Below are 26,458 nucleotides of genomic sequence, written 5' to 3'. Positions count from 1 at the left end.
TGACTCAGGAGTGGCTCAGGACGACTTCTCCACCGCGGCGAGCGAGTCCCGCGCGGCGGCGGCGACGGTCTCGCCGGTGAAGCCGAACTTCTCGAACAGGGTGGCCTGGTCGGCGCTGGCACCGAAGTGCTCGATCGAGACCGAGCGGCCGGCGTCGCCGACGTAGTCCCGCCACGGCATCGCGATGCCCGCCTCGACCGAGACGCGGGCCCGCACCGCAGGCGGCAGGACCGACTCGCGGTACCCGGCGTCCTGCGCGGCGAACCACTCGACACACGGCATGGAGACCACACGGGTTCCGACGCCGTCGGCCTCCAGGATCTTCCGCGCGGCGACCGCGAGGTGCAGCTCCGAGCCGGTGGCGATGATCACAACCTGCGGGACGCCGGACGACGCCTCCTCCAGCACGTAGCCGCCGCGGGCGACGCCCTCGGCGGAGGTGCCGGTCAGCGTCGGCACGTTCTGCCGGGTCAGCGCGAACCCGATCGGGCCGTCGGACGGCCGCTCCAGGGCGGCCTTCCACGCGTAGGCGGTCTCGTTCGCGTCGCCGGGGCGCACGACCGACAGGCCCGGGATCGCCCGCAGCGCCGCGAGGTGCTCGATCGGCTGGTGGGTCGGCCCGTCCTCGCCGAGGCCGATCGAGTCGTGCGTCCACACGTACAGCGGATTGGTCTTCATCAGCGCGGCGAGCCGGACGGCGGGCCGCATGTAGTCGGAGAAGACCAGGAAGGTGCCGCCGTAGGCGCGGGTCGGGCCGTGCAGCGCGATGCCGTTCAGCACCGCGCCCATGGCGTGCTCGCGGACACCGAAGTGCAGCGTGCGGCCGTAGGGCTGGGCGTTCCAAGTGCTGGTGGTGGCCGACTTCGGGCCGAACGAGTCGGCGCCCTTCATCGAGGTGTTGTTCGACTCCGCCAGGTCGGCCGAGCCGCCCCACAGCTCCGGCAGGACGTCGGCGACCGCGGCCAGCACGGCACCGGACGCCTTGCGGGTGGCGAGGCCCTTCTCGTCGGTGTCCCAGTGCGGCAGGACGTCGGCCCAGCCCTCCGGGAGCCGCTTCGCCAGCAGCCGGTCCAGCAGCTGCTTGCGCTCCGGCTCGCGCTGCGCCCACTCGTCGAAGGTGCCCTGCCAGGTGTCGTGCACGGCGCGGGAGCGCTCGCCGACCGAGCGGGTGTGCGCGAGCACCGCCTCGTCGACGTCGAACTCCTTGTCCGGGTCGAACCCGAGGACCTCCTTGACGGCCCGGACCTCGTCGTCGCCGAGCGCGGAGCCGTGTGCGGCGCCGGTGTTCATCTTGTTCGGCGACGGGTAGCCGATGACTGTGCGGAGCACGATGAACGACGGCCGGGAGGTCTCCGCCTTCGCGGCCTCCAGCGCGGCCAGGATGCCGCTGACGTTCTCGCCGCCCTCGACGACCTGCACGTGCCAGCCGTAGGACTCGTACCGCTTGGCGGTGTCCTCGTTGAGGGCGATGTTGGTGTCGTCCTCGATCGAGATCTCGTTGGCGTCGTAGATCACCGTGAGGTTGCCGAGCTCCTGCCGGCCGGCCAGCGAGGATGCCTCCGAGGTGACGCCCTCCTCGATGTCGCCGTCCGAGGCGATCACGTAGATCTGGTGGTCGAACGGGCTGGCGCCCTCGGGGGCGTCCGGGTCGAACAGGCCGCGCTCGCGGCGGGCGGCGATCGCCATCCCGACCGCCGACGACAGGCCCTGGCCGAGCGGGCCGGTGGTCATCTCGACCCCGCGGGTGTGCCCGTACTCCGGGTGCCCCGGGGTGAGCGAGCCCCACTGCCGGAGCTGCTCGAGGTCCTCCCGCTCCAGGCCGTAGCCGGCCAGGTAGAGCTGGATGTAGAGGGTGAGGCTGGAGTGCCCGGCGGAGAGCACGAACCGGTCCCGGCCGAGCCACTCGGGATCGGCCGGGTCGTGCTGCATCACGCGCTGGAACAGGGTGTAGGCCAGCGGGGCCAGGCTCATCGCGGTGCCCGGGTGACCACTGCCGCACTTCTGGACCGCGTCCGCGGCCAGGACCCGGATGGTGTCCACGGCCTTGCGGTCCAGGTCGGTCCAGTCGTCGGGCACGTGCGCGCGGGTGAGCGCGGCGACGGCGCTGTCCCCGGCGTGGGGGGACGTGGCGGTCTCGGACAAGGCGGTGGCTCCTGTACTCGCGTCGGCATCTGACGGTGCTGCCGTGGGCGGCTGGTCGGCGGGGGAGCGGGTCCGGCGACGCCGTCGGAGGACGCCGCCGCGTGCCGGCCCCGTTCGGGCCCGGTGCACTGCGACCCGGATCACCCGGTGGCATCGTCGCCACCCCCGGCCCGGCACACCCTACTGCGGACGCCGGGCCTGCGGGTTTGCCGACCGTCGCGGCACCGGGCCCGGTCACCCGACACGGGTGTACCCCGGCGCCCCGCACGGCATGCCACCGGTTAGCATCGACGCGCTGTAGAACGTGGCGCCCTGCTACCGCGAGCACCTCGGCTCTAGAGCCCAGCCCGAACACCGAGCCGAGCGAGGTACGAACAGGTGAGCGCACCCGCGTCGCGGCCGAGCCGGACCGTCGAGCCCGTCCCGCAGGACCGGATCGTCGCGCCCGCCGCGGACCGCCCGGGAGCCGAGGCCCCGGCCGCCGCCCCCACCGGACGGGTGGCCCGGATCCGGGCCACCGTGCTGGCCTACCTGGGCCTGACCAAGACGCGGATCATCGAGCAGCTGCTCGTGGTCACGGTGCCCGCGATGTTCCTCGCCCAGCGCGGGATCCCCTCGCTCTGGCTGATCGTGGCCACCCTGGTCGGCGGGGCGATGGCCGCCGCGGCGGCGCACGCGCTGAACTGCGTCGTCGACGCCGACATCGACAAGAAGATGCAGCGCACGGCGCGCCGCCCGCTGGCGCGGGGGCAGGTGCCCACCCGCAACGCGCTGGTCTTCGGCCTGGTGCTCGCCGCCGCCAGCTCGGTGTGGCTCGGTTTCACCACGAACTGGCTGGCCGCGGCGCTGTCGCTGGCCGCGATCGCGTTCTACGTGCTGGTCTACACGCTGGTCCTGAAGCGGCGGACCGCGCAGAACATCGTCTGGGGCGGCGCCGCCGGCTGCATGCCGGTGGTGATCGGCTGGGCCGCGGTGACCGGCACCGTCGAGTGGCCGGCGCTGGTGATGTTCGGCGTGATCTTCTTCTGGACGCCGCCGCACTTCTGGGCGCTGGCGATGCGCTACCGCGAGGACTACGCCGCGGCCGGGGTGCCGATGCTGCCGGTGGTCGCGCCGGCGCCCGCGGTCTCGGTGCGGATCGTCGTCTACAGCTGGGTGATGGTGGCCTGGAGCCTGCTGCTGCTGCCGGTGACCTCCTGGGTGTACCTGGCGGTCGCGCTGCTCGGCGGGGCGTACTTCGTGTTCCGGGCGCACCGGCTGCACGCCGAGGTCCGCGCGGGCGGCGAGGTGTCGCCGATGCCGCTGTTCCACCTGTCGAACATCTACCTGTGCGTGCTGTTCGCGGCGATCGCCGTGGACGCGGCGCTGGGCCTGCCGGTCCTGTTCTAGGAGCTCCCGGCGGGGTGGAACGCCGACGGCTACCTCGACGTCAGCCGGGAGCAGCTCGCCGCCGTCGCCGGGGACACAGTGTTCGGCGATGGTCCGGGTGATGGAGGGCGAGGACGACGCCGAGGCCCGGCGGGACCCGCTCTGGAGCCGGCTGGACGCCGTCGCGCAGGGGCGGGCGCACGTCGTCGACCGCGGGACGTGGGTGCACCGCGGGTACTTCTCCGCCGCGCACGTCCTGGACGACGCGACCCGTGCCGCCGGCGGCTGACCGGGCCGGCGGCGATCACGACACCGCGCGGGCCAGCGCCTCCCGGATCCGACCGCGGTCCGGCAGCGGGCTGGGCCGGCCGTCCGGGAGCAGGTAGGGGCGGCAGGTCAGCGCGGGCGGCGTGGTGGCCGGTGGCGGATCGATGTCGGCTCCGTCCACCCGGATCGTCGGTGAGCCGGTGAAGTGTTCCCGGGCCGCCTCGTCGTCGGTGAGCACCGGCCGGGTCCGTACGGTCGCCGGATCGAGGCCGAGCGCGGTCATCTCGGCGCCGAGGATCTTCAGCGCCCGCGGGTGCGACGTCGCCGGGCTCCGGCGCGGCGGCCAGCCCGGGCGGCTCGGGATGGTGCGGCTGCGGCGCGATCAGCGCGATCCGGCCGTCGTCGTCGAGCACGAACCGGATGTCGAAGGCGCTCATCGGGCCGCCCGGGCTGGGCAGCGGGGCGCCGGCCGGGCCGGTCGCCCGGACGGTGGCCTCCGCGCCGGTGGCGGAGACCAGGCTCCACTCCGCGTCGCCGAGCCAGCCCGGCGGGATCATCAGGCCGATCCGTTCCAGCACCGGATCCGCGCCCTGCACGCGGTGCGCGCCGAACTCCAGGACGGCGGTGTCGGCGAGCAGGTCGCGGCGGCCGCCGGCCGCCTCCGGGGACCGTTCGGCGGAGATCCAGTGGCGGACCGCGGACGGTGCGTCGGCGAGGGTGGTCATGGGCGCTCCCGATGTCGCTGGTGTGACATCAGGGTAGTCGTAAGACGCTTAACGTGTCATATAACGGTGATGCGGCCGGTCAACCGTCCCCGGGGCCGGTCCGGCGGGCCCGGTCGGCGAAGTGGCCGTGCGCGGCCGGCCGCCACGCCGACCGGCACCGCAGCACCAGCTCCCGGGCCCGCTCCCGGGGCCAGTCGGCGGGCAGCGCGTCCTCCGGCAGTCCCGGATCGGCCAGCGCGCAGTCCCGCCAGGCCCGGCTGAGCGCGGTCCAGGCGGCGAAGCAGCCGGCCGGCCCGTCCGCGGTGCGATCGGCGAACCCGGCGAGCAGCGCGTCGTAGTGCCGGGCGACCGCGTCGAGATCCCAGGCCCCGGCGACCACCGCCGCCGCGTCCGGGTGCACGATCTGCGAGCGCAGCGCGGTGACGGCGGCCCCCTCGGACTCCAGCGCGGCCAGCACCAGGTCCAGGTAGCGGCTGCGCGGCGCGAGCCACACGCCGTCGCCGAGCCGGCCCCAGCCGGCCAGCAGCAGCGCCGAGCGCGACCGGTCCCGGGCCCGCCGGTCGGCGTGCGGGCCGACGACGACCACGTCCCAGGAGCCGTCACCGGGCCCGCCCGGGGCGTCCGGGGCGAGATCGACGGAGCCCTGCAGCAGGGTCTCCCGCAGCTGCGGGGTGATGCGGACCTGCGAGTGCCTGCCGTGCCGCGCGGTGGTGAGCCCGCCCTCGCGCACGGTGCGCGACACCGCCTGCCGGACCGCGGCGGGGGAGTGGCCGAGGGTGCCCAGCACGTCCACCAGCGTCGCGTGCCACACGGTCCCGTCGCCGGGGGCGACGTACTCGATCAGCACGTCGACCAGCGCGGCCACCGCCGATCCGGCCCGGCCCGGCTGCTCCCCGCGTGCCCGGCCGTTCACCGCAGCAGCTCGGGCGTCTCCCACGGCTCGCCGAGCACGTGCTCGCCGAGGAACGCGTACACCGTGCGGTACCAGAGGATCGAGTGGTTCGGCGAGAGCACCCAGTGGTTCTCGTCCGGGAAGTACAGGAACCGGTGCGGGTTCGCCGCCGGATCCGGCTGCCGCGACACCAGGTCCCACCACAGCCGCAGGCCCTCGCCGATCGGCACCCGGTAGTCCTTGTCGCCGTGGATCACCAGCATCGGGGTGACGATCGCGTCCGCGTGCCGGTGCGGGCTGTTCGCCTCGGCCATCTCCGGCGTCATCTCGGTCAGCCAGTACTCGGCGTGGTCGGTGGTCGGGCCGAACTGGTCGAGCGCCCACAGGCTGGCGTGCGTGACGATCGCGGCGAACCGGTCGGTGTGCCCGGCGATCCAGTTCGCCATGTACCCGCCGAACGAGCCGCCCATCACGGCGACCCGGGTGTCGTCGACGTCCGGGCGGGCCAGCGCGGCGTCGGTGGCGGTCATCAGGTCCTCGTAGGGCGGCCCGCCCCACCGGCCCCAGCCGCGCTGCACGAAGTCCTGCCCGTAGCCGGTGGACAGCGCCGGATCGGGCAGCAGCACCGCGTAGCCGCGGGCGGCGAGCAGCCACGGGTTCCACCGCCACGCCCAGGCGTTCCAGCTGGCCAGCGGGCCGCCGTGGATCCACAGCAGCAGCGGCGCCGGCCGGTCCGGCCCGGCGCCGTCGGGCAGCACCAGCCAGCTGCGCAGCCGGGTGCCGTCCGGTGCGGTCGTCTCCACCTCGGTGAGCCCGCCGGGCAGCTGCACCGCGGGCACCGGGCCGCGCAGCTGCACCGGTGCGCCGTCGCGGGCGGTCGCGTCCACCCGGACCGGCGCGGGTGCCGCGTCGACGGCGTTGCGCAGCGCGTACACCCAGCGGCCGTCCGGCGACGGGCAGGGATCGGTGTAGCAGCCGTGGTCGCCGGTCAGCCGGGTCACCGTGTCGGCGCCGGGCGCCAGGTCGATCCGGAACAGCGGGCCGCGGCCGCCGTCGTCGGCGGTGACGATCAGCGCCGACGAGTCCGCGGTCCAGCGCACCGAGGTCGGCCAGCGGTCCCAGCCCTCGGCGACCGGGCGGGCCGCGCCACCGGCCAGCGGCACCAGCACCAGATCGGTGCGCGGCGCCACCTGCGGGGTGGAGACCCGCTCCCGCCGCACGACGACGGTCCGGCCGTCCGGGCTGATCCGCGGGTCGCCGTACTCGTGGCCGTCGTCGGACAGCAGATCGCGGTGCTCGCCCGTGACGGTGTCGATCGCGACGATCCCGGGCCGCCAGCTGCCGTGGCCGTGCGCCCGGTGCCAGCCGGTGACGACGGTCGAGCCGTCCGGGGAGACGTCGAACGCGGTCTCGTCGAGCGCCCGGCCCGGCGCCGGGGTGAGATCGGTCCAGCCGGACTCGCCGGGCCCGTCGCCGTCCGCCGGGGCCACCAGCAGCCGGTTCCCGGCCGGGCCGAGATCGTGGTCCCAGTGCCGCACCGGGTAGCCGGTGTGCAGGATCGCGGTGACCTTCGCGTCGGAGCGGGCCGACCGCCGCTGCTCGTCGTCGGCGGCGGTCACCGCGCCGGGCAGCGTCGGCGACGACGCCACCAGGGTCCCGGCGCCGGTGGCGACCGCGACGTCGGCGATCCCGCCCGGCCGGCCGCCGATCTGGCGGGCCTCGCCACCGCCGGCCGGGAGCAGCCACAGCGCGGTGGCCGGATCGGTCTCCTGGCCGGCGTCCAGGTCCGGGCGCGACGACCGGAACAGCAGGTCACCGGCCGGGGTGAACACCGGACCCGACTCGCCGGCGGCGCCCCGGGTCAGCCGCCGGGCGGGCGTCCCGCCGTCCGGGTCGACCTCCCACAGCGCCGTCCGGTAGCGGGTCGCGTCGGACTCCAGCTCGGCGACGCCGGTCACCAGCCGGGAGCCGTCGGGCGAGAGCGCCAGCCCGCCGAGGCGGGGCAGCGCGACGTAGGCGTCGAGATCGTGGAACGGGGTCTTCGGGGCGTCGTCCGTCGGCACCCCCGGTTCATAGCATCCCGGGTGCCCCCGCTCCCGGCCGATCCGCCGATCAGGAGGGCAGCAGCAGGAGTTTCCCGGTGGTGCGCCGCCCCTGCAGGTCCTCGTGCGCGGTCCTGGCCTCGGTGAGCGGGTAGCGGTGCCCGATCCGCACGTCCAGCCGGCCGGCCGCGACCTCGGCGTAGACGGCGGCCGCCCGGGCCCGCAGGATCTCGGTGGTCTCGACGTAGTCGAACAGCTTCGGCCGGGTCAGGTGCAGCGAGCCGCCCGAGTTGAGCCGCTGCGGGTCGACCGGCGGGACCGGGCCGGACGCGGCGCCGTAGAGCACCAGCGTGCCGCGCCTGCGCAGCGCGGCCAGGCTCGCGTCGAAGGTGGTCCGGCCGACGCTGTCGAACACGACGTCGACGCCGGTCCCGCCGGTCAGCCCGCGGACCTCGGCGGCGAGATCGTCCACCCGGGTGTAGTCGATCACCTCGGCGGCACCGGCGCCGCGGGCCAGGTCGGCCTTCTCCGCGCTGGACGTCGTCGCGATCACCCGGGCGCCCTTGGCGGTCGCCAGCTGGGTGAGCAACAGCCCGACCCCGCCGGCGGCGGCGTGCACCAGCACCGTCTCGCCACCGGTCAGCGGGCGGCAGTCGTTGACCAGGAAGTGCGCGGTCATACCCTGCAGCAGCGCCCCGACCGCGACGTCGTCGGCGATCGACTCCGGCACCGGCACGGCCTTCGCCCACGGGACGACGGCCTGCTCGGCGTAGCTACCCAGCGTCTCCGCCCAGGCGATCCGGTCGCCCACCGCGACCCCCTCGACGCCCTCGCCGAGCGCGGTCACCCGGCCGCTGCCCTCCAGGCCGGGCACGTACGGGGTCTCGATCGGGTAGATGCCCTCACGCTGGTAGGTGTCGATGTAGTTGACGCCGGCGGCGCCCACCTCGACCAGCACCTCACCCGGTCCGGGAGCCGGCGGCTCGACGTCGGCGACCTCCAGCACGTCCGGTCCGCCGGCCCTGGTCACCCGTACCGCTCGCATGCGCACTCCTCCTCGTCGTCGTGGTCGGTGGCTGCCGACGATCATGCCCTCAGGCGTCCCGGCGCCGCATCCGCACGGTCAGCACCACCGCCCCCACCAGCAGGTGGCCGAGCGCGACCAGGGTGCTCGCGGCCAGCCCGCGGTAGGGCAGCGGATCGCGCAGCACGTCGGCGACGGCGTCCCAGCCGGTGGTGATCAGGTAGGGGCGCAGCGGCTCCAGCGCCGGGATCGCGGCGAGCACCCCGGTCAGGATCAGCCCGCCCAGCACCGACGACAGCACCACCAGCGGATGCTCGGTGCAGGCCGACACGGCGAGCGCGACGGCGCCGATCGCGGCCAGCTGGCCCAGCGTCCACAGCGCGGCGAGCCCGATCCGCTGGGCGGCGTCGGAGAGCGGCAGCACCGATCCGGACAGGCTGACCAGCGCACCCCCGTCACCCGCGACGAGCGGCACCACCGGCGGCCCGATCAGCACCCAGCCGGCGACCGTGCCGGACACGACGACCGCGGCGACCGCCAGCACCGCCACCACCAGCACCCCGAACGCCTTCATGACGACCAGCCGCAGCCGCCCGACCGGGGCGAGCAGCAGCCCGCGCAGGGTGCCGTGCTGCGACTCGCCGGCGATCGCGTCGGCCGCGGCGACCGCCACGGCGAGCGGCAGCAGCAGCGTGAGCAGCGCCGACAGCGCGGCCACCGGCAGGGTCAGCCCGTTGCCCGTCACCTGCGACAGCAGGCTGCGCGACGGGCCGTCGGACAGCGCGATGCCGACCGCCATCAGCACCGGGACCAGCGCGAACAGGCCCAGCCCGACCAGCGTCCGGGGCCGCCGCAGCACCCAGCGCAGCTCGGCGCCGAGCAGCCGCGACCAGGGGACCGGGCGGACCGGCACCGCGCCGCTCACCCGTCCCCCTCGGTGATCCGGGTGAACAGCGTCTCCAGGTCGGGGCGCTGCCTGCGCAGCCCGTGCACCGGGACCTCGGCCCGCACCAGCGCCGCGAACAGCTCCGGCGCCGGCGGCCCGTCGTCGACGACCACCCCGCCGTCGTCGGCCCGCGCGCTCGCCCCGGCCCCGCGCAGCACCCGCAGCGCGCCGCCGACGTCGGTGGTGCCGATCTCCCAGCCGCCGGCGACCGCGTCGAGCAGCCGGTGCAGCTCGCCGGAGGCGACCAGCGCGCCCCGCTTGAGCACGGCGACGTGCGTGCACACCGCCTCCACCTCCGACAGCAGGTGCGAGGACAGCAGCACGGTGACCCCGGAGCGCCGCAGGTCGGCGACCACCGCCCGGATCTCCCGGGTGCCCGCCGGGTCGAGCCCGTTGGTCGGTTCGTCGAGCACGACCAGCCGGCGCGGCACCACCAGTGCGGCGGCCAGCCCGAGCCGCTGCTTCATGCCCAGCGAGTAGCCGCGGTAGCGGCGCCCGGCCGCCCCGGCGAGCCCGACCCGCTCCAGCGCGGCGTCCACCGCGGGCCGGATCGCCGGGCCGGTCAGCCTCGGTTCGAGCGCCGCGACCCGGCGCAGGTTCTCCCGGCCGGACAGGAACGGATGGAACCCGGGACCCTCGACGAGCGCGCCGACGTCGGGCAGCGCGGCGGGCAGCCCGCCGGGCACCGGGCGGCCGAGCAGCTGCACGGTGCCCGAGGTGGGCCGGGTGAGGCCGAGCAGCATCCGGATCAGCGTGGTCTTGCCCGAGCCGTTCGGGCCGAGCATGCCGAACACCGACCCGGCGGGGACGTCGAGATCGACGCCGTCCACCGCGGTGACCCGGCCGAACACCTTGCGCAGCTCCCGGACCCGGGCGGCGGGCCCGTCCGGGGCGGGGGACGGGACCGCGCTCATCGACCGCCGCTCACCGGTCGAGCGCGGCGCCGAGGACGTCGGTGCCGACCGCCCCGGCGGCGAACCGGCCGTCGTCGGTGACGATCGCGGAGCCCGCGTTCGTGGTGACCTGGTGGCCGGTGCCCCACGGCCCGGACACCGGGGTGCCGATCCCGGCGATCGTGGCGCGCGCGTCCTCCGGCAGCGGGCCCGTCCACACGGCGACGGTGTCCCAGCCGTCGCCGACGACCGCCGGTGCCGCACCCTCGCGCGGTGCCGGGGCCGGGGCGGGCGGTGGCGCGTCCTCGACCTGCGCGCCGGGTGGCGGGACGAAGGTGAACAGCGCCGGATCCTGCGGGCCGAACCCGATCTCGTCGACGCCGATCCGGAGCACCGGATCGGTGCCCGCGCCGAGCACGGTCAGCTCCAGCGGGGTGCGGGTCTGCGCGTCGACCGCCGCCCGCACCTCGCGCAGCACCGTCCGCTCGCCCGGCTGCGGGGTGAGGACGAGGGTGTAGGCCGGGCGGCCGGCGATCTCGGTGGTGCCGTCGACGGCGACGGTGCTGGTGTCGCGCAGCGCCGCCACGATCTCCCGGGCGGCGGCCTGCGGATCGGTCCCGGCGCGCTCCGGGCGGTCGGCGTGCGCCGGGATCCGGGTGGCGACCCGGTCGGCGGAGTCGTAGACCCAGGTCGTGCCGCCGCCGCGGACGTAGGTGCGCTCGCTGTCCGGACGGGGCAGCGCCACCCGGCCGCCGCCCGCGCCGTCCGACCAGACCCGGGCGGTCGAGGTGCCCTCGGCGAGCAGGTCCGATCCGGCGCCGGGCAGCGCGGGCAGGCCGAGCCGGTTGTCGACCGAGACGGTCGCGGCGAGCGCGACCGGCTCCGCCCCGATGACGGAGGCGACCAGCTCCTCGGCGGTCACCGGCGGCAGCTCGGGCGCGGCCGCGGCGCGGGCGGTGACCAGGCCCGCGGTGAGCGCGACGGCCACCGCCGCGGTGAGCGCGGCGGCGATCCCGCCGCGGCGCAGCCGGCGGCCCGGGGGATCGGCCGGGGGATCGGACGTCATGTCACCAGGGTGCCGTACGACGGGAGCATCGTGCAGGATCGTGCAGGACCGTGCAGGACCGTGCAGGACCGTGCAGGACCGTGCAGGACCGTGCAGGACCGTGCCGGGCCCGTGCCGGACCGGTGCGCAGCGGCGCAGCGGCGCGCGGCCGGGACGGGTCAGGGCGCGTCGGCCGAGGCCCCGGCGAGCGGGCGGCCGCCGGGGGCGGGATCCGCGGTGCGCGGGAGCGGGGCGGGCGGCGCCGGGCGGGTGGCCGTGCCGGCCCACATCCAGGCCGCGGCCGCGGTGACCAGACCGGCACCCAGCACGTGCAGCGACACCAGCAGCTCCGGCACCCCGAGCGCGTACTGGACGCTGCCGAGCACCCCCTGGGCGAGCACGACGGTGATCAGCGTCGCGTACCGCCGGTTCAGCGCGGCCGGCGCACCGACCGCGCGGAACAGGAAGCCGATGCCGACCAGAACGCCGAGATAGAGGAACAGCGCGTCGACGTGGATCTGGGTGAGCAGCGGGATGTCGACGGCCAGCCGCGGGGTGTCCGGGTCGCCGCCGTGCGGACCGGCCGCGGTGACCAGGGTGCCGGCGACCAGCAGCACCGCGAGCACCGCGGTGGAGAACAGCACCAGGCCGCGACCGGCGGCGGGGACGGTGAACGTGACCGGGCCGTCGTCCTCGGTGGTGGCGGTGACCAGCAGCACCGCGAACCACACCAGCACCATGGACGCGAGGAAGTGCAGCATCACCGTCCACCAGGCCAGCCCGGCGAGCACGGTGATCCCGCCGATCACCGCCTGGGCGACGACGCCGATCGGCATGGCCAGCGCGAGCGCGGTCAGCCGGCGCCGGCGCGGCCGGGTGCAGAGCGCCGCGAGCAGGGTCGCCCCGGCGGTGAGCACCACGAGGATGCCGAGAAGCCGGTTCCCGAACTCGATCCACATGTGCAGCGGCGCGATCTCGGCGTGCGAGACCGGCACCATGCTGCCCGGCTCGCACTGCGGCCAGGTCGAGCAGCCCAGCCCGGAACCGGTGACCCGCACGACCGAGCCGGTCACCCCGATCCCGATCTGGGCGACCAGGTTCGCGATCGACAGCCCGCGCATCAGCACCGGCGGGGTGGACGGCACACGGCGGAGGAGACCGGTCACGCTGGACACACTACGAATGGTAGAAGAACGGCTGCCGCGTCCGGTTACCGGGACACCAGCCGGCGCATCAGGGCGTCCGCGGGTCCCGGCCGGCCCGCGGCCTCCAGCCGGGCCGCGACCAGCAGCGACACCAGCCACACCGCGACCGCGGCGAGGAGTGCACCGGCGTTGCCGACGTACCGACCGAGGCCGCCGAGATCGGGATGCAGCACGACCGCCACCAGCACCGAGTTGAGCAGGTAGAAGGTCAGCGAGCGGCGGCCCATCGCGGCGACCGCGCCGGCCAGCGGGCCCGGCCGGCCCTGCAGGCGCAGCCCGAGCAACGCGAACGTCGCCGCGTACCCCGCACCACCGGCGACCCCGGTCAGCACCTGCAGGGCGAGCAGCAGGCCGCCGGTCACCCCGCCCGGGTCGAGCACCCCGGTGGTCACCAGGACGGCCGGCACCGCGCCCAGCACGGACACCGTGACACCGCCCACGGCGATCCGGCCCAGCGTGCGGCGGTGCGCCGCCGGGTCGTCGAGCAGGCCGGCCCGGGCGGCCAGGTAGCCGAGCACGACCAGCAGCAGCAGCGGATAGGCGAGCCCGACGTAGAGCGGCGTGACGGGGGCGCCGACGATCCGGGCGATCCAGTCACCGGCCGTGGTGTAGCCCGGGATCACCTCCGCGGCGGCGCCGGAGGCGGTCATCGACCAGAGGCCGATCATGCCGATCGGCACGGTCACCGCGTAGCCGGCGGCGAACCACAGCGCGGCCCGGCGGACGGTCCGGTCCGACCGGAACAGCAGCCATCCGGTGAGCAGCGCGGCGAGGCCGTAGGAGGCGAGGATCTCGCCGGGGAACACCAGGATCGCGTGCACCAGCCCGAACAGCACCAGGAACAGGCCCCGGCGGCGGACCGACCGCCTGATCTCCGGCCCGGGGACCTCGCGGCCGCCCCGGCCGCGCTGCTGCCGGGCCACCGACCAGGCCAGGCCGTAGCCGAACAGGATCGCGAACATCGGGAACGCCCGGTTGTCCAGCAGCAGCGTGGTCAGCACGGCCGCGATCCGGTCGACCGGCGCCGCACCCGCGGTCGCGGTGCCGAACGGCACCGCGGCGTACACCCCGGCGTAGGCCATCGCGATGAGCAGCAGCATCGCGCCCCGCGCCAGGTCCGGCGCGAGCAACCGGCCGGTCGCCGGCCGCGGCGCGCGCTCGGTCTCGTGGGTCATGGCCGGGTGCCTCCTCGTCGTCCGGCCGGGCGGTGGACGGCCCCGGCCGGACCCGATCATGACGGTGGACCGGACGAACCGGATCCCCCGGAAGTCACGATCGCGGCCGACCGAGGTCGATCGACGACCCCTCTTCCGGTGCGGGGAGGATCAGCGCCAGCGGACCAGCCGGGCCGCGGCGAGACCGGCGGCGACCGCCCAGCCGGCGAGCACCAGCAGCGACCCGATCGCCGGGAACCGGCCCTCGCCGAGTGCGGCCCGCAGCGCGTCGGCCAGCGCGCCCGACGGCAGCCAGGGCGCCACCGCGGACAGCGGGCCGGGCAGGTCGGCCACCGGGACCAGGATCCCGCCGGCCAGCAGCAGCACGAACCACACGACGTTGGCGACCGCGAGCACGATGTCGGCACGCAGCGTCCCGCCGAGCAGGATGCCCAGTGCGCCGAACGCCGCGGCGCCCAGCAGCACCGCGACCAGCACGCCGTCGATCCGGGCACCGGCGGGCGTCCAGCCGAGGGCGGCGGCCAGCGCCGTCAGCATCAGCACCTGCAGCAGCACCACCACGGCGACCGCGACCAGCCGGCCGCAGACCAGCAGCCAGCGCGGCAGCGCGGTCGCGGCGAGCCTGCGCAGCGCCCCGTAGCGGCGGTCGAAGCCGAGCGCGATCGCCTGGCTGGTGAACGCCGAGCTCATCACCGCGAGCGCGAGCATCGAGGCCAGGAACCAGCTGATCCGGGGCTCCGGCGAGGGCAGCGCGGGGATCAGGGTGAGCCCGACCAGCAGCGCGGCCGGGATCAGCAGGGTGAGCAGCACCTGCTCGGCGTTGCGCAGGGCCAGCCGGGTTTCCAGGCCGCCCTGCGCGCGGAGCATCGTCAGCGTGTCGCCGCGGCCCGGATCGGGGGCGAAGGTCCCGGCGGGGAACCGTTCGGTCACGAGCGCAGCTCCCGTCCGGTGAGGTCGAGGAAGACGTCCTCCAGGCTGCGCCGCACCACCTGCACGTCGTCGGCGAGCACCCCCTGATCGGCGCACCAGGCGGTGATCGCGGCCAGCGCGGCCGGATCGATCCGGCCCTGCACCCGGTACCGGCCGGGCGCGGTCTCGCTGGTCGCGTAGCCGTGCGGGAGCCGGAGGTCCAGGCCCGCGGTGTCCATCCCGGGGCGGGCCCGGAACCGCAGCTCGGTCTGGTCGCCCGCGGTGAGCTGGGCGGGGGAGCCCTGCGCGACGATCCGGCCGCTGTCCAGGATGACGACGTCGTCGGCGAGCTGCTCGGCCTCGTCCATCAGGTGGGTGGTCAGCAGGACGCCCACCCCGTCCCGGCGCAGCGCGCGGACCAGCTCCCAGACCAGGTGCCGGGCCTGCGGGTCCAGCCCGGCGGTCGGCTCGTCGAGGAACACCAGCTCCGGCCGCCCGACGACGGCGCAGGCGAGTGCGAGCCGCTGCTGCTCCCCGCCGGAGAGCCGCTTGAACGGCGTGCCGGCCCGCGGCCGCAGCCCGAGGACGTCGATCAGGTGGTCGGGATCGATCGGGTGCGCCGCGCAGGCGGCGACCAGGTGCAGCATCTCGCCGGTGCGCACGGCCGGGTAGGCGCCGCCGCCCTGCGGCATCACCCCGACCCGCGGCCGGACGGCCTCGTCGCCCGGGTCGCGCCCGAGCACCGTGACGGTACCGGCGTCGGCCCGGCGGAAGCCGGTGCAGACCTCGACCGTGCTGGACTTCCCGGCCCCGTTCGGGCCGAGCAGCGCGAGCACCTCGCCGCGGGCCAGATCGAGGTCGACCCGGTCGACCGCGGTGACCGGGCCGTAGCGGACGACCAGGTCGCGTACCTCGAGCGCGGCGCTCACCGGGCCGGTTCCGGTTCCGGTGCGGCGGCCGTACCGGCCGGGGCGCGCAACACGTGCCGCACCACCAGCAGCGACAGCGCGAACATGACCAGCCCGGCGATCACCGCGAGCGGCAATTGGAACCCGCGGAAGATGAAGTCGGCCCCGGTCGGCGGCACCACCAGCGCGAGGAACGCCGAGAGCAGCAGCATCGCGCGCCGGTAGTGCGGCATCGCGCGGGTCGCGACCAGCGGCAGCAGCGCCCAGAACAGGTACCAGGGGTGCACGACCGGGCCGAGCAGCACGACGGCGCCGAGCGCGGCCCCGGTCGCGGTGACCGGATCGACCCGCCCGCGCAGGCAGGCGAGCAGCAGCACGACGACGATGACCGCGATCGGGATCGCGAACAGCCCGCGGGCCAGGGTCAGCGTGGCGGTCGTGTGGTCGCCGAGCCCTGCCAGCCGGCCGACCTGCCCGGCGAGCAGGCCGACGTCGGTGCTGACCGACATCCAGCTGAGGATCTCGCTGGGCGCGGACAGCCCGCGCAGCCAGTTGAAGCCCAGTCCGGTGGCGAAGCTGAAGAACGAGAACACCACCGCCGCGACGGCGGTCAGCCAGCTGGTCATCACCACCCAGTCGACGAGGCGCCCGCCGCGCCGCCGGATCAGGTAGACGCCGACGAAGCCGAGTGCGACCAGCGCCGGGAGCTTGACCGACGCCGCCGCGACCAGCAGCGCCGCCCCCAGCGTGATCTTCCACCAGGGTTGCACCGTGTCGTCGCGGCCGAGCATCACGTAGAGCCCGAGCAGCATCAGCGGGATCATGATCGACTCGTTGTGGATCCCGCTGACCAGGTGGAACAGCACCAGCGGGTTCGCGGCGCCGAGCCACAGCACCAGCCCGGCGTCGAGATCGAACCGGGCGGCCAGCCGGGGCAGCACCCAGACCAGCAGGGCGACGCCGAGCAGCGCGAGGATCCGGTGCTCGATGATCCCGAGCACCACGTTCTCGCCGGACAGCGCGGTGATGATCCGGCCCAGCCCGAGGAACAGCGGACCGTAGGGGGCCGGGGTGTCCCGCCAGATCGTCGGGATCCCGCGGGTCAGCGGATCGTCGATGCCCAGCGCCTGCGCCGGGCCGATCGAGTACGGGTCGATCCCGCGGGCCAGCGTCGCGCTCTGCGCCAGGTAGCTGTAGATGTCCTTGGAGAACATCGGCGGCGCCAGCGCCAGCGGCAGCCCCCACAGCAGCGCGGTGCGGCCCAGCTCGCGCCGCTCCGGGGCCGGGTGCCGGGCGCCGCGGGCGGTGAGCATCCGGGCGATCCAGAGCCAGGCCGTGACGACCATCAGCAGGCCGGCGTAGGTGACGGCGATCGCGAGGGTGACGTTGCGGGCGGGCAGCCCGATCACCCGCAGGCCGTGCAGCGGGTTCGGCACCGGGAACGCGCCGGAGCCCAGCGCGCTGATGCCCATCAGGATCGCGCCGGTCAGGCCGAGTCGCCGCGCGATCCGGGCCTGGTCACGCAGTCCGCGCCGGGTCGCCGGTCGCTCCCGGGAGCGGGGCCCGTCCGGATCGGCCGACGGCTCCGCGCTCCTGGGGGAGTCGTCGCGCCCGGGTGGGGCGACCTCGGGCGTCACCATGACCACGAAGGTTAATGGGGGCACCTCCCGGCACCGGGTACCGGTCCTCACCGGCCGCGACCGGACGGAGGGGTGAGCCCGGTCACCCGGAGCGGGGGCGGTTTTGCCGACTGCGGGTATATCCGCAACACTGGTGTTGTGAAAACGAACCGGACCGCGCAGACGCGCCAGGACCCGGCCTGCGGGCACGGGTCCGACGCGGTGCTGCCCGGGTCCGGTACCGGCACCCGGGCCGCGGTGGCGCGGGTGCTGATGGAGCAGGGTCCGGTCACGGCCGCGGTCGTGGCCGGCGAGCTCACCCTGACCGAGGCCGCCGTGCGGCGGCACCTGGACGCGCTGATCGCCGACGGCGAGGCGGAGGTCCGGGCTCCGGCGCGATCGGCCCGCCCGCGCGGGCGGGGCCGTCCGGCCCGGGAGTACCTGCTCACCGACACCGGCCGGGTCCGCTTCGGGCACGGCTACGACGACCTGGCCACCTCGGCGCTGCGGTTCCTCGCCGAGACGGCGGGCGAGCAGGCGGTCGACGCGTTCGCCCGCCGCCGGGTGCGGGACCTGCTCGGGGCCGACATGGACTCGGTCACCGCACCCGCCGCACCGCAGGACCGCGCCGAGGCGCTGGCCCGGGTGCTGAGCGCCCGCGGCTACGCTGCACAGACCCGCCGCGGCGGGCTCGGCGTGCAGCTCTGCCAGCACCACTGCCCGGTGGCGCACGTCGCCACCGAGTTCCCGGAACTCTGCGAGGCCGAGACGCGTGCCTTCGCCGATCTCCTGGGTACCCACGTGCAGCGGCTGGCGACGATCGCGCGCGGCGACGCCGCGTGCACCACACACGTCCCGCTCGAGGATCCCGAACACCTCGGACGGGCGACGCACCACGACAGGCGCCGGCCCGCGGCGGGGGACCCACGGCCCCCCGAGCAGCGCGACCGGCCGGTGCAGCAACAGGCCCACCGCCCGGCCACCGTGGATCGGCAACCCACGGCGCAGGCGCGGCAGGCGCACGAAGAAGGAGGTCCCGCCGACGGCGGGACCTCCCCCCACCACGGTCCCCGAAAGGGAGGCAGTCCGTATGACGACCACTCCTGATGTGCGCACCGAGCTCACCCAGGAGGAGACGATCGCGGCGCTCGGCCGGTACGACTTCGGCTGGGCCGACTCCGACGAGGCGGGCTCCATCGCGAAGCGTGGCCTGTCCTCCGAGGTCGTCGCCGACATCTCCCGCCTGAAGAGCGAGCCCGAGTGGATGCTCGAGTTCCGGCAGAAGGCGCTCGACATCTTCGGCAAGAAGCCGATGCCGCGGTGGGGCTCCGACCTGTCCGGGATCGACTTCGACAACATCAAGTACTTCGTCCGCTCCTCGGAGAAGCAGGCCGCCACCTGGGAGGACCTGCCCGAGGACATCAAGAACACCTACGACAAGCTGGGCATCCCGGAGGCGGAGAAGGCCCGGCTGGTCTCCGGTGTCGCGGCGCAGTACGAGTCCGAGGTCGTCTACCACTCGATCCGCGAGGACCTCGAGCAGCAGGGCGTCATCTTCCTGGACACCGACACCGCGCTGAAGGAGCACCCGGAGCTGTTCCGGGAGTACTTCGGCTCGGTCATCCCGTCCGGGGACAACAAGTTCTCCGCGCTGAACTCGGCGGTCTGGTCGGGCGGATCGTTCATCTACGTCCCGCCGGGCGTGCACGTCGACATCCCGCTGCAGGCCTACTTCCGGATCAACACCGAGAACATGGGCCAGTTCGAGCGGACGCTGATCATCGTCGACGAGGGCGCCTACGTGCACTACGTCGAGGGCTGCACCGCGCCGATCTACAAGACCGACTCGCTGCACTCGGCCGTGGTGGAGATCGTGGTCAAGAAGGGCGGCCGCTGCCGCTACACCACGATCCAGAACTGGTCGAACAACGTCTACAACCTGGTCACCAAGCGCGCCAAGGCCGAGGAGGGCGCGACCATGGAGTGGGTCGACGGCAACCTCGGCTCCAAGGTGACCATGAAGTACCCGGCCGTGTGGCTGATGGGCGAGCACGCCAAGGGCGAGGTCCTCTCGATCGCCTTCGCGGGCGAGGGCCAGCACCAGGACGCGGGCGCCAAGATGGTGCACCTGGCGCCGAACACGTCGTCCACGATCGTGTCGAAGTCGGTCGCCCGCGGCGGCGGCCGCACGTCCTACCGCGGCCTGGTCCAGGTCAACCCGCGGGCGAAGAACTCCCGCTCGACGGTGAAGTGCGACGCGCTGCTGGTGGACACGATCTCCCGGTCGGACACCTACCCCTACGTCGACATCCGCAACGACGACGTGTCGATGGGCCACGAGGCCACGGTCTCGAAGGTCTCGGACGACCAGCTCTTCTACCTGATGAGCCGCGGTCTGACCGAGGACGAGGCGATGGCCATGGTGGTGCGCGGGTTCGTCGAGCCGATCGCCCGCGAGCTGCCGATGGAGTACGCGCTGGAACTGAACCGGCTGATCGAGCTGCAGATGGAGGGTTCCGTCGGATGACGGCCAGTGAAGTTGTCAGCGGCGATGTCGCCGGCCTCGCGCCCGAGCTGAAGGGAGCCAAGGAGGGCCAGGGCGAGGTGCCGATCGCCTCGGCGGGCGAGCGGTTCCGGTCGTTCGACGTCGATGCCTTCGAGGTCCCCGGTGGGCGCGAGGAGAACTGGCGGTTCACCCCGCTGCGCAGGCTGAAGGGCCTGCACGACGGCTCGGCCGCGTTCGAGGCGGTCGCGCCGGTCACGGTCACCGAGACCGCGGGCGTCACCGTGCAGAAGGTCGGGCGCGACGACGCCCGGATCGGCGAGGGCGGTGTCCCGTTCGACCGGGTCGCCGCGGCCGCCTGGTCGGCCTTCGGTGAGGCCACCCTGGTGACCCTGGACGGCGAACCGGAGCCGGTGACCGTCGTCGTGGAGGGCCCCGGCGAGGGCGCCACCGCGGCCGGCCACCTGCACATCCGCACCACCCCGCACACCCGGGCGACGGTCGTCGTCGAGCACCGGGGTTCGGGGGTGCTCGCGGACAACACCGAGGTGGTACTGGCCGACGGCTCCCAGCTGACCCTGGTGGTCACCGAGGAGTGGAACGACGACGCCGTGCACGTCGGCTCGGAGCACTTCAGCATCGGCCGCGACGCCACGCTGCGCGCGACCACGGTGCAGCTCGGCGGCGACCTGGTGCGCATCTCGTCGACGGTCGGCTACGCCGGCCCCGGCGGTGACGCCGAGCTGCTCGGCCTCGGCTTCGCCGACGCCGGCCAGCACCTGGAGCAGCGGCTGCTGGTCGACCACTCGGTGCCGAACTGCAAGTCGAACGTGCTCTACAAGAACGCGTTGCAGAGCGACTCGCGCGACTCCGCGCACGTGGTGTGGATCGGCGACGTCCTGATCCGGGCCGCCGCGGAGAACACCGAGACGTTCGAGTTCAACCGGAACCTGGTGCTCACCGAGCACGCCAGGGCCGACTCGGTGCCGAACCTGGAGATCGAGACCGGTGAGATCGTGAGCGCCGGGCACGCCAGCGCCACCGGCCGGTTCGACGACGAGCAGCTGTTCTACCTGCGCAGCCGCGGCATCCCGGAGGACCAGGCCCGGCGCCTGGTCGTCCGCGGCTTCTTCGGCGAGGTCCTGAACAAGATCACCCTTCCCGAGCTGCGCGAGCGGCTCGAGGCGGCCGTCGAGGCCGAGCTCGCCCTGACCGGCGCCTGACCACCACACGAAGTACGGAGCCACCCACAGATGTCCACTCTGGAGATCAAGGACCTGCACGCCTCGGTCGAGACCGAGGATGGTCCGAAGGAGATCCTGCGCGGGGTGAACCTCACCGTCCGCGCGGGCGAGACGCACGCGATCATGGGCCCGAACGGCTCGGGCAAGTCCACGCTGGCCTACGCGGTCGCCGGGCACCCGAAGTACACGATCACCTCGGGCGAGGTGCTCCTGGACGGCGAGAACGTCCTGGACATGGCGGTCGACGAGCGGGCCCGGGCCGGCCTGTTCCTCGCCATGCAGTACCCGGTCGAGGTCCCGGGCGTGTCGATGGCGAACTTCCTGCGCAGCGCGGCCACCGCGGTGCGCGGCGAGGCGCCGAAGCTGCGCACCTGGGTCAAGGAGGTCAAGGAGGCGATGTCCGACCTGGACATCTCCGCCGAGTTCGCCGACCGCTCGGTGAACGAGGGCTTCTCCGGCGGCGAGAAGAAGCGGCACGAGGTGCTGCAGCTCGGCCTGCTGCACCCGAAGATCGCCATCCTGGACGAGACCGACTCCGGCCTGGACGTCGACGCCCTGCGCGTCGTCTCCGAGGGCGTGAACCGGTACCGGGAGGGCGGCGAGACCGGCGTCCTGCTGATCACGCACTACACCCGGATCCTGAACCACATCCGGCCCGACCACGTGCACGTGTTCGCCGGCGGCCGGATCGTCGAGTCCGGCGGTCCCGAGCTGGCCGACGAGCTCGAGCGCAGCGGCTACGAGCGGTTCACCAAGGCCGCGGCGGTCTGATCATGACCCTCACCCACGGAACCGGGACCACGGGCGGCCTGGACGCCGACACCGTGGCCCGGATCCGGGCGGACTTCCCGATCCTCGCGCGCACCGTGCGCGAGGAGAGGCCGCTGGTCTACCTCGACTCCGGCGCGACGTCGCAGCGTCCGCGCCAGGTGCTCGACGCCGAGCGGGCGTTCCTGGAACGGCACAACGCGGCCGTCCACCGGGGCGCGCACCAGCTCGCCGAGGAGGCCACCGACGCCTACGAGTCCGCCCGCGCGCGTATCGCGGCGTTCGTCGGAGCGGACGACGACGAGGTCGTGTTCGTGAAGAACGCGACCGAGGGCATCAACCTGGTCGCCTACGGCATGGGCAACGCCTCGGTCCGGGAGGGTCTCGGCCCGGAGTCGGAGCGGTTCGCGCTCGGCCCCGGCGACGAGGTCGTCACCACCGAGCTGGAGCACCACGCGAACCTGGTGCCCTGGCAGGAGCTGTGCCGGCGGACCGGGGCGACCCTGCGCTGGTACCCGGTGACCGGCGACGGCCGGATCGACCTCGACGGCCTCGAGCTGTCCGAGCGCACGAAGGTCGTCGCCTTCACCCACCAGTCGAACGTGACCGGGGCGGTGTCCCCGGTGGCCGAGCTGGTCCGCCGGGCCCGCGCGGTCGGCGCGCTGACCGTGCTCGACGCCTGCCAGTCGGTGCCGCACATGCCGGTCGACCTGCACGCGCTCGACGTCGACTTCGCGGTGTTCTCCGGGCACAAGATGCTCGGCCCGTCCGGCGTCGGCGTGCTGTACGGCCGGCGCGAGCTGCTGGCGGAGCTGCCGCCGTTCCTCACCGGCGGGTCGATGATCGAGATGGTGCGGATGGAGGGCTCGACCTACGCGGCACCGCCGCAGCGGTTCGAGGCCGGCGTGCCGATGACGTCGCAGGCGGTCGGGCTCGGCGCGGCCGTCGACTACCTCGAGAACATCGGGATGGACGCGGTCGCCGCGCACGAGGCGGAGCTCACCGCCGCCGCACTCGACCGGCTGTCCGCGATCGACGGTGTGCGGATCGTCGGACCCACCTCGGTGCAGGGGCGCGGGGGAGCGGTGTCGTTCGTGGTGGACGGCATCCACGCGCACGACCTGTCCCAGGTGCTCGACGACCGCGGGATCGCGATCCGGGTGGGGCACCACTGCGCGTGGCCGCTGCACCGGCGCTACGGGATCGTGGCCACCGCCCGCGCCTCGTTCGCCGTGTACAACACGCTCGACGAGGTCGAGGCGCTGGCCGACGGGGTCCGGGCCGCCCAGAAGTTCTTCGGGACGGTGTGACCGACGTGCAGCTGCAGCAGATGTACCAGGAGATCATCCTGGACCACTACCGCGACCCGCACGGGTCCGGCCTGCGCGACCCCTACCACGCCGAGACCCACCACGTGAACCCGACCTGCGGGGACGAGGTGACGTTGCGGGTCACCCTGGACGACACGGCGACGGTGGTCCGGGACGTGTCCTACGAGAGCCTCGGCTGCTCGATCAGCCAGGCATCGGTCTCGGTGCTGCACGATCTCGTCGTCGGCCGGCCGGTCGGCGAGGCGTGGAAGGTCATGGCGGCGTTCCAGGAGATGGCGCAGGGCCGCGGCAAGGTCGAGCCGGACGAGGACGTCATCGGCGACGGCGTCGCCTTCGCCGGCGTCGCCCGGTACCCGGCCCGGGTGAAGTGTGCTCTCCTGGGCTGGATGGCGTTCAAGGACGCGGTCTCCCGCACCGACGCGACGATCGACACCGCCGACGCGGCGGCATCAACGACGGAGGGATCTCCGGCATGAGCGACACGACCGAGCAGCAGACCACCGAGCAGGACACCGACGTCGTCCGCGGGGCGGCCGGGATGCCCGAGCCGCCTGCGGCCCCGGCCGAGGGCGCCACCCAGGACCAGCTGGAGGAGGCGATGAAGGACGTCGTCGATCCCGAGCTCGGCATCAACGTCGTCGATCTGGGTCTCGTCTACGGCATCGACCGGGACGGCGACACGGCGGTCATCGACATGACGCTGACCTCCGCCGCCTGCCCGCTGACCGACGTGATCGAGGAGCAGACCCGCTCCGCGCTCACCGCCGGTCCGGACGGCGGGCTGGTCTCCGACATCCGGATCAACTGGGTCTGGATGCCGCCGTGGGGCCCGGAGAAGATCACCGAGGACGGCCGCGAGCAGCTGCGCGCCCTCGGCTTTCGGGTCTGACCCGCAGCACCCCCGACGAGCGGGGCCTCCCGTGGCGATCACCGCCGCGGGTGGCCCGCTCGTGGCATGAGCGGGCTCAGCCGAGGTGGGCGGTGCGGATCCGCTGCTCCAGTCCGGCGACCCCCGAGGTGTCGATGCCGAACTCGGCCTCCAGCACCCGGATCACCTCGGCCGATGTGGTGAGCTCCCGCTCCTCGGTGCGGCCGTCCGTCCGGCGCAGCGTGTAGCGGGTCCCGGCCAGCGTGGCGCGCCGGTCGGCGCCCGAGTACGCGGCGACCAGCCCGGTCCGGAAGTGCGACCCCGGATGGTGGGTCAGGTACCAGGAGCCCATCGCGTAGTCGATGTCCGGTACCGGGGTCAGGTCGAAGGTGTACTGGGTGAGCCACTCCCCGCCGCCGCGCCGCTGCTGGGTCCAGGTGCCCGCGCCGTCGGTCCGGAAGCGGTGCTCGGCGTGCGCCGTCGGCTGGGCGGTGCCGCTGACCAGTCGCAGCGGCTCCGAGGGAACGGTGCCGCCGAAACCGACGTCGGCGACGAAGGAGCCCCCTGAGGCCCCCGCTGTCTCGACCAGGGTGAGCCGGTGCGTGCGCATCGTCGGCGGTGCGCCGTCGGGCAGGCCCAGCCGGACCCGGCCGACCAGCGGGGTGACCCGGTACCCGAGGTCGCCGAGCACGTCGTGCAGCAGCCGGTTGTGCTCGAAGCACCAGCCGCCGCGGCGGCCGTGCACCAGCTTCGCGACGATGCCGGCCCGCTCGACCGGCGGCTCGGTCCCGGTGAACGGATCGAGGTTCTCGAACGGGATCGTCGCGACGTGGGCCCGGACGATCCGGCTCAGCAGCGCGACGTCGGGCGGGCCCGGTGCGACACCGATCCGGTCCAGGTACGCGACCACGTCCGGGGGCAGCTCGTCGGCAGGCGGGCCGTCAGGAGCGCGCGCCGGGCTCGTCGTGGATGTGCCGGATGCGGCCGGCCGGACCGCCGGGGTGCTGGTCATACCGGCGACCCTGTCTGCTGAACCGGGGTTGAGGTCAACTGCGGTCCCCGGCGGGTGACCTCAGCGCTCCCGGGCGCCGCGCAGCGCCCAGGCGCGCAGGTGGGTGTAGCCGCGGGTGTGCAGGGTGGCGATCCGCCGCAGGTCGAAGCGGGGATCGTCGCGCAGGGACTCGTGCATCTCCCGGTCCACCAGCACGGTGTCCGGGCGGGCCTCGGAGGTCAGCCGGGCGGCGACATTGACGACCTCGCCGTAGACGTCGCCGTAGCGGGCCAGCACCATCCCGTGCGCGATCCCGATCCGCAGCAACGGCAGCGACGGCTCGGTCCGCACCCGGTCGCGCAGCCCGAGCGCGATCGCCGCGGCGTCGGCGGGATGCTCGGTCGCGAACAGCACCTCGTCGCCGACGGTCTTGATGATCCGGCCGCGGCCGTTCGCGATCACCTCGTTGGTGACGGCGCCGAACCGCTCGATCATCTCGCCGAGTTCGGCCATCGACCGGCGGCGGGTGGTGCGGGTGAAGCCGACCATGTCGGCGAACCCGACCGACAGCGGCCAGGTGTCGGCGGAGATCAGCTCGGTGTCGGAGCGCTGGGCGCCCGCCGTCCACCGGACCGCGGTCGCCGCGAGGTGCCGCCGCCAGACGTAGGACTGCAGGCTCTCCAGCTCGGGGAGGACCTCGGCGGCGAGCCGGGCGGCGTCCCGTGGGGTCAGCTCGCCGACGTGCGCGGCGGCCACCTGTGCGAGCATCCCGACCTGCCACTCCGCGAGCCGGGACAGCGACTGGGCGATCGCCCGGGCGACGGCCTCCCGGGGGCCGTGCTGGGGCAGCCACTCGCGGGTCAGGTCGACGACCTTGCGCGCCGCCTCCAGGTCGACCCGGGTGAAGACGCGGTCGTCCGGGTCCGGATCGGGGAAGCCGAGCGCCCGCCACAGGCGGCCGGACTCCTCCGGGTCGAGCCCGGTGGCCTCGACGAGCTCGTCCCGGGTGAACTCGCGCGGGGCGCCGAGGATGAACTCGTCGAGGACGGGTGCCTCGATCTCGCTCCAGTCGATCTGCGCGGGATCGGGCAGCGGCCTGCGCTCGGGGGGACGCTCGTCGGACACGGATCAGGTGGTGTGCACGACGAGCACGTCCACCCCGGCGCGCCGGGTGGCGTCGGCGGGGACGGACCCGAGCAGCCGCCCGGAGAACGTGTTGAGCCCGCGGTTGCCGACCACCAGCAGGTCCGCGTGGTGGTCCTTGACGGCCTTGCGGAGCACGTCGACCGGGGCGCCGTCCTCGGCGTGCGTGGTCACGTTCCGGGCGCCGGCCGCGGCCGCCCGGTCGGCGGCCTCGCGCAGCGCCTCCTCGGCCGGTGTCCAGCCGGTGACCAGGTACGCCTCGTCCTTCAGCGCGTCCTCGGCGGCGGCGGTGTCCTCCCGGCTGGCCGGGGTGTAGGCGGAGACGATGACCAGGGTGGCGCCGCTGTCGGCGGCAACCCCGGCCGCACGCTCGACGGCCGCGAACGAGGTCGACGAGCCGTCGGTCCCGACGACGATGGTCTTGTATGCGGGCATGGGCAGCCTCCGATG

The 26,458-nt window shown here is 74.4% G+C and carries 24 protein-coding genes and 1 pseudogene; 10 read left to right on the top strand and 15 right to left on the bottom strand.

Translation table 11 applies throughout. The features are described from left to right. Window positions 1-15: 15 nt before the first annotated feature. Complete coding sequence (tkt, locus tag ACVJO7_RS21110) at window positions 16-2,142, bottom strand: transketolase (protein WP_491674309.1); 2,127 nt, start codon at window positions 2,140-2,142, stop codon at window positions 16-18. Between the two features lie 498 nt (window positions 2,143-2,640). Between tkt and ACVJO7_RS21105 the strand changes: the two genes are divergently transcribed. The 3 genes and pseudogenes from ACVJO7_RS21105 to ACVJO7_RS21095 all read left to right on the top strand — a co-directional run. Beyond that, on the top strand, window positions 2,641-3,531 hold the full coding sequence (locus tag ACVJO7_RS21105) for a heme o synthase (protein ID WP_491674342.1): 891 nt from the start codon (window positions 2,641-2,643) through the stop codon (window positions 3,529-3,531). A gap of 88 nt (window positions 3,532-3,619) precedes the next feature. Next, the gene (locus ACVJO7_RS21100) at window positions 3,620-3,799 is read left to right on the top strand and encodes a hypothetical protein (RefSeq protein WP_491674308.1); all 180 of its coding nucleotides are present in this window, start codon (window positions 3,620-3,622) and stop codon (window positions 3,797-3,799) included. Window positions 3,800-3,868: 69 nt separating this feature from the next. Next, a pseudogene (locus ACVJO7_RS21095) lies at window positions 3,869-3,973 on the top strand (hypothetical protein); the annotation flags it as partial. A gap of 608 nt (window positions 3,974-4,581) precedes the next feature. Here the strand turns inward: ACVJO7_RS21095 and ACVJO7_RS21090 are convergent. From ACVJO7_RS21090 to mptB, 11 genes are all read right to left on the bottom strand, one after another. Continuing rightward, complete coding sequence (locus tag ACVJO7_RS21090) at window positions 4,582-5,415, bottom strand: PaaX family transcriptional regulator C-terminal domain-containing protein (protein ID WP_344030123.1); 834 nt, start codon at window positions 5,413-5,415, stop codon at window positions 4,582-4,584. Next, window positions 5,412-7,457 (bottom strand): S9 family peptidase, encoded by a 2,046-nt coding sequence (locus ACVJO7_RS21085; protein WP_344030121.1) that lies wholly within the window; start codon window positions 7,455-7,457, stop codon window positions 5,412-5,414. Before ACVJO7_RS21085 ends, ACVJO7_RS21090 begins: the two co-directional genes overlap by 4 nt. A gap of 49 nt (window positions 7,458-7,506) precedes the next feature. Continuing rightward, window positions 7,507-8,481: a quinone oxidoreductase family protein gene (locus tag ACVJO7_RS21080; protein WP_491674307.1), complete on the bottom strand. Its 975-nt coding sequence runs from the start codon at window positions 8,479-8,481 to the stop codon at window positions 7,507-7,509. Between the two features lie 49 nt (window positions 8,482-8,530). Further along, a complete protein-coding gene (locus ACVJO7_RS21075) occupies window positions 8,531-9,385 on the bottom strand; it encodes an ABC transporter permease (RefSeq protein WP_344030115.1) in 855 nt (284 codons plus the stop codon). Continuing rightward, window positions 9,382-10,320, bottom strand: a complete 939-nt coding sequence (locus tag ACVJO7_RS21070) for an ABC transporter ATP-binding protein (protein WP_344030112.1) — start codon at window positions 10,318-10,320, stop codon at window positions 9,382-9,384. The genes ACVJO7_RS21075 and ACVJO7_RS21070 overlap by 4 nt, the downstream gene beginning before the upstream one ends. Window positions 10,321-10,330: 10 nt before the next feature. Further along, window positions 10,331-11,365 (bottom strand): LolA family protein, encoded by a 1,035-nt coding sequence (locus tag ACVJO7_RS21065; RefSeq protein WP_491674306.1) that lies wholly within the window; start codon window positions 11,363-11,365, stop codon window positions 10,331-10,333. Window positions 11,366-11,523: 158 nt separating this feature from the next. Continuing rightward, entirely contained in the window at window positions 11,524-12,510 is a 987-nt protein-coding gene (locus ACVJO7_RS21060; protein WP_491674305.1) for a COX15/CtaA family protein, read from the bottom strand. Window positions 12,511-12,554: 44 nt separating this feature from the next. After that, window positions 12,555-13,724 carry a DUF418 domain-containing protein gene (locus ACVJO7_RS21055; protein ID WP_491674304.1) on the bottom strand — a complete coding sequence of 390 codons (1,170 nt, stop codon included), beginning with the start codon at window positions 13,722-13,724 and terminating at the stop codon, window positions 12,555-12,557. A 150-nt stretch (window positions 13,725-13,874) separates the two neighbouring features. Continuing rightward, window positions 13,875-14,654 carry an ABC transporter permease gene (locus ACVJO7_RS21050; RefSeq protein ID WP_344030102.1) on the bottom strand — a complete coding sequence of 260 codons (780 nt, stop codon included), beginning with the start codon at window positions 14,652-14,654 and terminating at the stop codon, window positions 13,875-13,877. Continuing rightward, window positions 14,651-15,562, bottom strand: coding sequence for an ABC transporter ATP-binding protein (locus tag ACVJO7_RS21045; protein WP_491674303.1), 912 nt, complete (start codon window positions 15,560-15,562; stop codon window positions 14,651-14,653). The genes ACVJO7_RS21050 and ACVJO7_RS21045 overlap by 4 nt, the downstream gene beginning before the upstream one ends. Further along, window positions 15,559-17,181: a polyprenol phosphomannose-dependent alpha 1,6 mannosyltransferase MptB gene (mptB, locus tag ACVJO7_RS21040; RefSeq protein ID WP_491674302.1), complete on the bottom strand. Its 1,623-nt coding sequence runs from the start codon at window positions 17,179-17,181 to the stop codon at window positions 15,559-15,561. Before mptB ends, ACVJO7_RS21045 begins: the two co-directional genes overlap by 4 nt. Before the next feature lie 138 nt (window positions 17,182-17,319). Between mptB and ACVJO7_RS21035 the strand changes: the two genes are divergently transcribed. Genes ACVJO7_RS21035 through ACVJO7_RS21005 form a run of 7 tightly spaced genes read left to right on the top strand, consistent with a single transcriptional unit; the run spans window position 17,320 to window position 23,895 of the window. Next, on the top strand, window positions 17,320-18,267 hold the full coding sequence (locus ACVJO7_RS21035; protein ID WP_491674301.1) for a helix-turn-helix transcriptional regulator: 948 nt from the start codon (window positions 17,320-17,322) through the stop codon (window positions 18,265-18,267). Beyond that, window positions 18,251-19,687, top strand: a complete 1,437-nt coding sequence (gene sufB, locus ACVJO7_RS21030) for a Fe-S cluster assembly protein SufB (RefSeq protein ID WP_344030094.1) — start codon at window positions 18,251-18,253, stop codon at window positions 19,685-19,687. Before ACVJO7_RS21035 ends, sufB begins: the two co-directional genes overlap by 17 nt. Continuing rightward, the gene (gene sufD, locus ACVJO7_RS21025; protein WP_491674300.1) at window positions 19,684-20,886 is read left to right on the top strand and encodes a Fe-S cluster assembly protein SufD; all 1,203 of its coding nucleotides are present in this window, start codon (window positions 19,684-19,686) and stop codon (window positions 20,884-20,886) included. Before sufB ends, sufD begins: the two co-directional genes overlap by 4 nt. A 30-nt stretch (window positions 20,887-20,916) precedes the next feature. Then, entirely contained in the window at window positions 20,917-21,678 is a 762-nt protein-coding gene (gene sufC, locus ACVJO7_RS21020; RefSeq protein WP_344030091.1) for a Fe-S cluster assembly ATPase SufC, read from the top strand. Between the two features lie 2 nt (window positions 21,679-21,680). Next, window positions 21,681-22,985 (top strand): cysteine desulfurase, encoded by a 1,305-nt coding sequence (locus tag ACVJO7_RS21015; protein WP_491674299.1) that lies wholly within the window; start codon window positions 21,681-21,683, stop codon window positions 22,983-22,985. Between the two features lie 5 nt (window positions 22,986-22,990). Then, a complete protein-coding gene (gene sufU / locus ACVJO7_RS21010; protein WP_491674298.1) occupies window positions 22,991-23,482 on the top strand; it encodes a Fe-S cluster assembly sulfur transfer protein SufU in 492 nt (163 codons plus the stop codon). Continuing rightward, the gene (locus ACVJO7_RS21005; protein ID WP_344030085.1) at window positions 23,479-23,895 is read left to right on the top strand and encodes a metal-sulfur cluster assembly factor; all 417 of its coding nucleotides are present in this window, start codon (window positions 23,479-23,481) and stop codon (window positions 23,893-23,895) included. Before sufU ends, ACVJO7_RS21005 begins: the two co-directional genes overlap by 4 nt. A 76-nt stretch (window positions 23,896-23,971) precedes the next feature. On the opposite strand, the gene ACVJO7_RS21000 is transcribed toward ACVJO7_RS21005, so the two are convergent. Genes ACVJO7_RS21000 through ACVJO7_RS20990 form a run of 3 tightly spaced genes read right to left on the bottom strand, consistent with a single transcriptional unit; the run spans window position 23,972 to window position 26,443 of the window. Continuing rightward, window positions 23,972-24,886 (bottom strand): arylamine N-acetyltransferase family protein, encoded by a 915-nt coding sequence (locus ACVJO7_RS21000; protein WP_491674297.1) that lies wholly within the window; start codon window positions 24,884-24,886, stop codon window positions 23,972-23,974. Window positions 24,887-24,946: 60 nt separating this feature from the next. After that, the gene (locus tag ACVJO7_RS20995) at window positions 24,947-25,990 is read right to left on the bottom strand and encodes an adenylate/guanylate cyclase domain-containing protein (RefSeq protein WP_491674296.1); all 1,044 of its coding nucleotides are present in this window, start codon (window positions 25,988-25,990) and stop codon (window positions 24,947-24,949) included. 3 nt (window positions 25,991-25,993) lie between these two features. Next, a complete protein-coding gene (locus tag ACVJO7_RS20990; RefSeq protein WP_344030078.1) occupies window positions 25,994-26,443 on the bottom strand; it encodes a universal stress protein in 450 nt (149 codons plus the stop codon). Between the last annotated feature and the right edge of the window lie 15 nt (window positions 26,444-26,458).

The sequence above is a fragment of the Pseudonocardia sp. DxW genome (genome assembly GCF_058448985.1).
Note: the sequence above shows the minus strand (reverse complement) of the source record. Positions and strands in the feature narration are given on the sequence as shown.

What these genes read in the sequence shown, in the direction of transcription:
- ACVJO7_RS21100 (WP_491674308.1), top strand. Translation starts at nt 3,620, where the DNA reads ATGGTCCGGGTGATGGAGGGCGAGGACGACGCCGAGGCCCGGCGGGAC.
- ACVJO7_RS21080 (WP_491674307.1), bottom strand. Translation starts at nt 8,481, where the DNA reads ATGCGAGCGGTACGGGTGACCAGGGCCGGCGGACCGGACGTGCTGGAG.
- ACVJO7_RS21070 (WP_344030112.1), bottom strand. Translation starts at nt 10,320, where the DNA reads ATGAGCGCGGTCCCGTCCCCCGCCCCGGACGGGCCCGCCGCCCGGGTC.
- ACVJO7_RS21065 (WP_491674306.1), bottom strand. Translation starts at nt 11,365, where the DNA reads ATGACGTCCGATCCCCCGGCCGATCCCCCGGGCCGCCGGCTGCGCCGC.
- ACVJO7_RS21055 (WP_491674304.1), bottom strand. Translation starts at nt 13,724, where the DNA reads ATGACCCACGAGACCGAGCGCGCGCCGCGGCCGGCGACCGGCCGGTTG.
- mptB (WP_491674302.1), bottom strand. Translation starts at nt 17,181, where the DNA reads ATGGTGACGCCCGAGGTCGCCCCACCCGGGCGCGACGACTCCCCCAGG.
- sufB (WP_344030094.1), top strand. Translation starts at nt 18,251, where the DNA reads ATGACGACCACTCCTGATGTGCGCACCGAGCTCACCCAGGAGGAGACG.
- sufD (WP_491674300.1), top strand. Translation starts at nt 19,684, where the DNA reads ATGACGGCCAGTGAAGTTGTCAGCGGCGATGTCGCCGGCCTCGCGCCC.
- sufC (WP_344030091.1), top strand. Translation starts at nt 20,917, where the DNA reads ATGTCCACTCTGGAGATCAAGGACCTGCACGCCTCGGTCGAGACCGAG.
- ACVJO7_RS21015 (WP_491674299.1), top strand. Translation starts at nt 21,681, where the DNA reads ATGACCCTCACCCACGGAACCGGGACCACGGGCGGCCTGGACGCCGAC.
- ACVJO7_RS21005 (WP_344030085.1), top strand. Translation starts at nt 23,479, where the DNA reads ATGAGCGACACGACCGAGCAGCAGACCACCGAGCAGGACACCGACGTC.
- ACVJO7_RS21000 (WP_491674297.1), bottom strand. Translation starts at nt 24,886, where the DNA reads ATGACCAGCACCCCGGCGGTCCGGCCGGCCGCATCCGGCACATCCACG.
- ACVJO7_RS20990 (WP_344030078.1), bottom strand. Translation starts at nt 26,443, where the DNA reads ATGCCCGCATACAAGACCATCGTCGTCGGGACCGACGGCTCGTCGACC.